This is a genomic window from uncultured Cyclobacterium sp. (assembly GCF_963976465.1).
Classification (GTDB): domain Bacteria; phylum Bacteroidota; class Bacteroidia; order Cytophagales; family Cyclobacteriaceae; genus Cyclobacterium.
In genome coordinates this window covers 1-7,360 of record NZ_CAXBOC010000281.1, presented here as the reverse complement: position 1 = coordinate 7,360, position 7,360 = coordinate 1, and the positions used below count along the sequence as shown (strand labels likewise).

Annotated in this window: 6 protein-coding genes; 5 read left to right on the top strand and 1 reads right to left on the bottom strand. The window is 39.4% G+C overall.

Translation table 11 applies throughout. From position 1 onward, the window contains the following. Positions 1 to 1,757, bottom strand: a 1,757-nt coding sequence (locus AAC037_RS15400; RefSeq protein ID WP_339903813.1) for an alkaline phosphatase, incomplete at its 3' end; no start/stop codon positions are given. Positions 1,758 to 2,004: 247 nt separating this feature from the next. Here AAC037_RS15400 and AAC037_RS15395 point away from each other — a divergent pair. The 5 genes from AAC037_RS15395 to AAC037_RS15375 form a co-directional block, all read left to right on the top strand. Further along, positions 2,005 to 2,283, top strand: coding sequence for a YtxH domain-containing protein (locus AAC037_RS15395; protein WP_339903812.1), 279 nt, complete (start codon positions 2,005 to 2,007; stop codon positions 2,281 to 2,283). A 65-nt stretch (positions 2,284 to 2,348) separates the two neighbouring features. Continuing rightward, positions 2,349 to 3,071, top strand: coding sequence for an SDR family oxidoreductase (locus AAC037_RS15390; protein ID WP_339903811.1), 723 nt, complete (start codon positions 2,349 to 2,351; stop codon positions 3,069 to 3,071). Between the two features lie 376 nt (positions 3,072 to 3,447). Beyond that, complete coding sequence (locus tag AAC037_RS15385; protein ID WP_339903810.1) at positions 3,448 to 4,488, top strand: Gfo/Idh/MocA family oxidoreductase; 1,041 nt, start codon at positions 3,448 to 3,450, stop codon at positions 4,486 to 4,488. A gap of 12 nt (positions 4,489 to 4,500) precedes the next feature. After that, positions 4,501 to 5,844, top strand: coding sequence for a Gfo/Idh/MocA family oxidoreductase (locus AAC037_RS15380; RefSeq protein WP_339903809.1), 1,344 nt, complete (start codon positions 4,501 to 4,503; stop codon positions 5,842 to 5,844). Between the two features lie 79 nt (positions 5,845 to 5,923). Next, positions 5,924 to 7,360: sodium:solute symporter family protein (locus tag AAC037_RS15375; protein ID WP_339903808.1), on the top strand; the 1,437-nt coding region annotated here is incomplete at its 3' end.

Sequence of the window (7,360 nt, the reverse complement as noted above, 5' to 3'; positions counted from 1 at the left end):
GGGCCATATGCAAAAATAGGTACCATAATGGCTGTATGGTCTTCAGAAGTAAACTCTAGCTCAACCTTATGGTCTTTGATATTGCCTTGGGGAAGGGTGACGCCACCCGTCTCATGATCTGCAGTAATAATTACCAAAGTTCTTCCGTTCTGATCTGCAAATTTTAGTGCTTCCTCAATGGCTTGATCAAAATCTATTCCCTCTTCTATTACAGTCTGACTGTCATTGATATGTCCACCTGAATCAATAAATGCACCTTCTACCATAAGGAAAAAAGGCTTGTTTTTGCTAGCTAAAAATTGTAGGCTGGCTTTGGTGGCTGTGCTCAGGTAACCTGCTCTACCATTCATGACTTTGGGCAATTCATTTTCAGCGGCAAAAAAGCCAACTTTTTCTGACTTGCTTTTCGCCAAATCATCCAATGAACCGCTAAGTTCGAAGCCGGCATTTTTAAGATTTATTGTTTCGTCGGCTTCGAATTTCTTGAAGTCATTTTTTTCTCCTCCAATAAACAAGTTCAAAGGGCTTTTGGCCAAGTCACTTGCGATCTCTCTGGTTAGGTCTCTTTCTGTCCTATGGGCATAAAATGCAGCAGGTGTAGCTCCTGTTAAATTGTCTGTGGTCACTATACCGGTGACAAACCCGTGGTTTTTCAATATTTCTGGAAGATTTGTGGCAGGGCTACCATTCGGAAGGGCTCCCACACTTCTATTTTTCACCTTATTTCCGGTAGCTAAGGCTGTTCCGGCAGCCGCTGAGTCCGTTGTAAAATCATCTTTGGATTGGGTTTTGAGTAAACCTATATTTTTAAGCTGGGTAAGGGTAAGGTCATTACCGTTTCCATACATGGCTGCAGAAATTTGAGCAAGCCCATTTCCATCGCCTATGAGTAGGATAACATTGTCCACCGGGCCCCTTATCCCGTCTTTTTCAAAGGTAGGTTTGTAGATTTCACTAAGATTGGTGGTTTGATAAAACCGTTCATCCAGACTGCTTAAATAAGCCTTGGCTGCATAGGGATTATCTGTATTGATAAAGTCAATACCCAATTCACTCAGGGACTTCCAAGAAGTTTTGCTGTCCGGTGTAGCCCAAAATCGAAAAGGTTTGCCTAAAGCATGCACCTTGTTTACTATTTTTTTTATCTTATCAATATCTTGGTCAACCAGTCTTCCTTTGCCATTCCACCGGGAGTAATTTTTGAAACTTAGGCTGAAGAGTTCAATTTTTTCCAAAGGCAGGTCAGCTAATTCTGTTAAGCTTTGGTAATCAAAAAAAACAGGAAAGGGATAGTTGGTATAATCAGCTACCTTGGGTCGGTTTCCAGATATGACGATTTTCACAAAGGGGTTTTCATGGTCTTCCCATAATTCTTCATAGGGTTGGATGACTTCCAAAACCTTCTCCAAGGTACTATAGGCCTCTGTTTTAATATCAACCAATAATTGTAAAGGTTTTTGCGAACCCAAGCCTAGTTTTTTGGCTTTGAGTAGTGGGTCCAAATAAAGCGAAGTAAGTGTTTGACCTTCTTTGATGCTTTCTTTTTCATGAGCCACGTAAAGGATGTTGCCTACTAAAATTACATCTGCCTCTATTGATGCGGCTCCATTGGCATAAGCCTCCCAAAAAGGTGCGTCATGGAGATAGTCATTGTGGCTGTGAATTCCTGTTTTCTGGCCAAAACTCGGGGCCGATAGGAATAGTATTGTTAAAAAAACCACTAGAGTCTTTGAAGCAGTAAGTAGGATGGTTTGCATGCTTGGCTTGGATTAAAAATAGTATGCAATAATAAAATTATTGATTCGGATTTGAATTAGAAATCTGCTTTATTTTTAGAATTTAGGCTTTTTTCATCTTCTTTACATGGGGAAAATGATTTTTAATTTAAATATGAATCTTTTTTAGGTAAATCCTCACTTTGGTATAAAACTTGTGAACTGTAAGTCATAACATCGTAAATAATGATGTTGAGTTTTTAAATTTTAAACCATTATAAAAGACATTATGAAATCAGCGAAAATAATTTTAGGAACATTGGCAGGAGTTGCAATAGGAGTTCAAATTGGATTGTTGATTGCACCGGAGAAAGGAAAGACCACAAGAAAAAAACTTTCAAAAAAAGGTGAAGGTTACCTGAAAGAAGTCAACAGTCAATTCGACCATTTAGTTAAGGGAGTAAATGAAAGACTGGATAATATGAACAAAAACATTTCGGCTGTTGCAGAAGAAACCAAAGCCAAAGGAAAAAATTTAATTGCGGAAGCTAAAGATAAAACCAAGTAATACTATTTTTTGTTACAAGGCCAATGAAGTTCATTGGCCTTTTTTTTTATCAAAATTAATATATTATGAGTTTAGAAAATAAAACCGCTTTTATAACAGGAGGAAATACAGGAATAGGATTTGGTATCGCCCAAGCTTTGATTGCTGAAGGTGTGAATGTTGCCATCACCAGCAGGTCTTTATCAAGAGCAGAAGAAGCAGCAAAAAAAATCAAAGATTCTGTCTCATCTAAAGGAGAGATAATGGCCTTGGAGCTGGATGTAAAAGACTTTGAAGCACAGAAAGAGGCCGTTGACCAAGTGGTTAATCAATGGGGGAAATTAGATTATTTTATTGCCAATGCAGGGGTAGGGCACTTTGCACCAATCCAAGATCTGAGTGTAGAACACTGGAAGGACACCATTGACACCAACTTAACAGGTGTTTTTTATGGAATCAAAGCTTCTGTAGAAGCCTTGAAAGCAACAGAAGGATTTTTCCTAACCATTTCAAGTCTTGCCGGTACTAACTTTTTTGCCGGTGGAGCTGCATACAATGCCAGTAAATTTGGTTTAACTGGTTTCACTCAGGCGGTTATGTTGGATTTACGAAATGAGGGTATCAGGGTTAGTACCATCATGCCGGGCTCTGTAGCCACCGGTTTTAATGACCATCAGGTGGATGAAAAAGATGCTTGGAAAATTCAGAAAGAAGACATTGGAGAAATTGTGGTGGGCTTATTTAAATTGGATGCCAGAACTTTACCTAGTAAAATAGAAGTTAGACCCTCCAAAACAGCAAAGAGCTAATATTATAATCACCATATAAAAATGAAGTGAATTGAAAATATTAATCAATTACACACTTATAGAACACCGGCTATTTTACTTAAATGGCCGGTTTTTTTATGTATTTTAGGTTTTCTCAAGTTCCGTTCATGAAATTCTTCTGATTATAGAAAGGTAATTGTTTGTGTTTTAAGTGGTTGTAAATAAGTTTTTTAGATGAGACTGTCCCTTTAATACCTATTCGGGTTATCAGCCTATTTGACCACTAATATGCAATTCATGTAAAATCCCCCTTACCTTTTTAAAAATTTTAGTAAATTGTTTGATTGGATTTTAATAATTGAATTTAAAATCTTAAAAAAAGTCAATATATTAATTAAGTATTATAATACAATTTATGGACACATCGATTAAAAGAAGAGAATTTATGGGAAAAGCTGCACTCGCTGGAATTGGTCTGGGTTTGGCAACATCCACCCTTTCCTTTGGCAATACATCTGTTAAACGGAATAAAAAGGTAGGTATAATAGGACTAGATACTTCACATAGTGTTGCCTTTGCTAAGGCTTTTAACGCTTCTGATGCAGCTCCTGATTTGGGAGGCTATAAGGTAGTGGCAGCTTATCCACATGGTAGCAAAGATATCAAAACTTCTGTGGAAAGAATACCGGGTTATATAGAAGATGTTAAGAAGCTTGGTGTAGAGATCGTGGATTCTATAGCCTCACTTTTAGACATAGTAGATGTTGTTTTGTTGGAAACGAATGATGGAAGACTTCATTTAGAACAAGCTTTAGAAGTTTTTAAATCAGGAAAAACTGTATTTATTGACAAACCAATAGCAGCTTCTTTGCCAGATGCCATAGCCATATTTGATGCGGCTAAAAAATACAATGTTCCTGTTTTTTCCAGTAGTTCATTAAGGTACATGGAGAATGTTATTGCTGTAAGAAATGGAGAGATTGGTGAGGTATATGGCGCTGATGCATTTAGTCCGGCTAAATATGAAGCTACGCATCCGGATTTGTTCTGGTATGGGATTCATGGTGTAGAGACGCTTTATGGATTGATGGGAGCCGGCTGTAAAACCGTTCAAAGAACCTATACTGAAGGAGCTGACGTGGTAGTAGGCACTTGGGAAGGTGGAAAAATAGGAACCTTTAGAGGCACCAGGTCCGGTAAAGGTGGCTATGGAGGAAGAGCCTTTGGAGAAAATGGTATTTTAGATATGGGAGGCTATGGAGGTTACCGCCCATTATTGGTAGAAATAGCTAAATTCTTTGATAGCGGGAAGTCGCCCATAAGTGATGAAGAAACGATTGAAATTTTTGCATTTATGCAAGCAGCAGATGAAAGCAAGAAAATGAACGGTCAAGCTGTTTCTTTGGAAGCTGTTTTGGCAAAAGGTAAAAGAGAGGCATTAAAAATAAAAATTTAAATAAGTTATAATATGAAAAATAGTAGAAGAACCTTTGTGAAGAAGGCAATCGCTGGCGCAACCTTCGCTACGGTAGGCGGAATGCTACCCGGGATGTCAGCAAAGAGTTATGGTAAGATTATTGGCGCCAATGATCGGATCAATGCAGCAAGTATGGGCGTTGTCAGCAGGGGACATGCTGTTGGGACAAACTTTGCCAGCCAGAAGCAGTGTGATGTAATCTATAGCTGCGATGTGGATATTAGAGCTGCAGAAAAATTCGCAGGATCAGTCAATGAGATTCAAGGCAGAAGACCAAAAATTGAAAAAGACGTAAGAAAAGTGCTTGAAGACAAAGATGTTGATGCTTTGATCGTTACAGCTCCGGATCACTGGCATGCGCCAGCAGCAATTTTGGGCTTAAAAGCAGGCAAACATGTTTATGTCGAAAAACCTTGTGCTCACAACCCTCACGAAGGTGAATTGCTGATGCAGGCACAAAAGAAATACAATAAAGTTGTTCAGGTGGGTAACCAGAGACGTTCTTGGCCTAATGTAATCAAAGGCATTGAGGAGCTTCACAACGGGGTTATCGGAAGGCCTTATATGGCAAAAACTTGGTACGCAAACAACAGATCGCCCATCGGTAACGGTAAGCAAGTTCCTGTTCCGGAATGGTTGGACTACGAATTATGGCAAGGACCGGCTCCAAGAGAAGCTTACAGAGACAATTTAATTCACTATAACTGGCACTGGTTTTGGAACTGGGGAACTGGCGAAGCACTAAACAATGGTACCCATATGGTGGATTTGGCTCGCTGGGGTTTACAGGTGGATTATCCAAATAAAGTGAACTCTTCTGGTGGAAGGTATAGGTATGATGACGACTGGCAAACGCCGGATACGCAAATTATCAATATGGAATTTGACAATAAATCCATGATCACCTGGGAAGGTAGGAGTTGTAATGGAAAGCAAATCGAAAAAGGTAGCGTAGGTACATTGTTTTATGGTGAAGATGGAAGTCTTTTGATTGAAGGGGGCAATTCCTATAAAATTTTCAACCTTAAAAATGAATTGGTAAAAGAGGTGACAAACGACATGGTCATTGATCCTACCAACAGGTCTAATCCTGCACAAGCTTTGGATGCTTTGCATATCCAAAACTTCTTTGATGGCATTACCAATGGTATTGAAGTTAGGTCTGAAATTGTAGGTGCTCACCAGAGTACATTATTGTTACAATTAGGTAATATCTCTCAAAGAATTGGAAGGACCTTGCACGTTGATTCCTCTAATGGAAATATTAAATACGATCCTAAAGCGATGGAACTTTGGAAGAGAGAGTACGAACCGGGTTGGGAGCCAACTGTTTAAAACTTTCACTTTATATAAATAATAAGGCCAAACCCATATGGTTTGGCCTTATTCCAATCAATCACCAAAATTTTCTTACATGGAATTAAGTACCATTGACCTGATCGTAATCGGGCTATTCTTTTTATTGATGTTGCTCATTGGCGTATGGTCCTATTTTAGGAACAACGATGCTGAGGATTATTTCGTTGCCGGTGGGAAACTCCCATGGTGGCTTTCGGGGATATCTCACCACGTATCAGGTTACAGTGGAGCTGTTTTTGTGGCCTATGCCGGCTTGGCTTATACTCACGGATTTTCTTTATATATATGGTGGGCATTAGGCATTGGTTTGTCTGTTGTTATTTCCGCTAAAATATTTCCGGTATTCTGGGTACGCCTAAGAAAACGATTCAAAATTCAGTCTCCCTTAGAATTTCTTGCTACACGTTATAACCTCGCTACCCAGCAATTAATGGCATGGAGTGGGGTCATCCTCAAATTATTTGATATAGGTGCCAAATGGGCAGCAATAGCTATTTTATTGAATGTATTTACCGGGATATCACTTACCTATGGAATTTTGATCTCCGGAGGTATATCTTTGCTTTACATTACCTTTGGAGGTTTGTGGGCAGTAATTATTACCGATTTTGCTCAGTTTATTGTGCAGATCATCGCAGGTCTAGTCATGTTTTATGTGGTGATTGAGAAATTAGGAGGCATTGAAAGTGTGTTTACTGTGTGGGACCAGTTACCGGAAGGTAATGGAGATCCTTTCAATGAACCATATACCATTGGTTTTGCACTATTGTTCCTGTTTATCAATTTCCTCTCTTACAATGGTGGGCAGTGGAATTTGGCTACCAGATACATCTCTTCCCCTTCGGAACAAGAAGCTACTAAAGCGGCAAGATTATCCGGTATCCTATATATTATTTGGCCATTGATATTGTTCTTTCCAATGTGGGCGGCACCTGTGATTCTACCCGACTTGGAAGATCCTACTCAGTCTTATGGGATTTTGACCATGGAGTTACTGCCTGTAGGCTTAATAGGGCTAGTGATCGCCTCCCTTTTTGCCAATACCATGTCCATGACTTCTTCTGATATAAACACCATTTCCGCAGTAATCACCCGAGACATTTTACCTGCCGTGAATAAAAAATTCAGAGATGGCAAAACCTCATTATTGACGGCAAGGATTACTACCTTCCTATTTACCCTTGGAACCATCCTCGTCGCCCTACAATTTGATAAATTTGGTGGCGTTTTGGGGCTAATCATTAGCTGGTTTGGTGCTTTGGTAGGACCTATTGCAGTACCAATGTTGTTTGGCTTGATCCCTTGGTTCAAATCTTGTGGTCCAAAAGCCGCTATTGGATCAATTCTGGTTGGACTTGTAGCTTTTGTTATTACCAAAAATGTAGAGGTAGGAAGCCTGGCCCTGGAAATAGGTTTGCCGGTAATCTGCTCTACAATCACTTACATTCTGGTAGGTTTTATTGAACGAGACAATGTGCCTGAAAAGGTAAAG

Bases quoted from the DNA above. Each gene is read 5' to 3' on its own strand.
- AAC037_RS15380 (WP_339903809.1), top strand. From the start codon at position 4,501: ATGAAAAATAGTAGAAGAACCTTTGTGAAGAAGGCAATCGCTGGCGCA.
- AAC037_RS15390 (WP_339903811.1), top strand. From the start codon at position 2,349: ATGAGTTTAGAAAATAAAACCGCTTTTATAACAGGAGGAAATACAGGA.
- AAC037_RS15395 (WP_339903812.1), top strand. From the start codon at position 2,005: ATGAAATCAGCGAAAATAATTTTAGGAACATTGGCAGGAGTTGCAATA.
- AAC037_RS15385 (WP_339903810.1), top strand. From the start codon at position 3,448: ATGGACACATCGATTAAAAGAAGAGAATTTATGGGAAAAGCTGCACTC.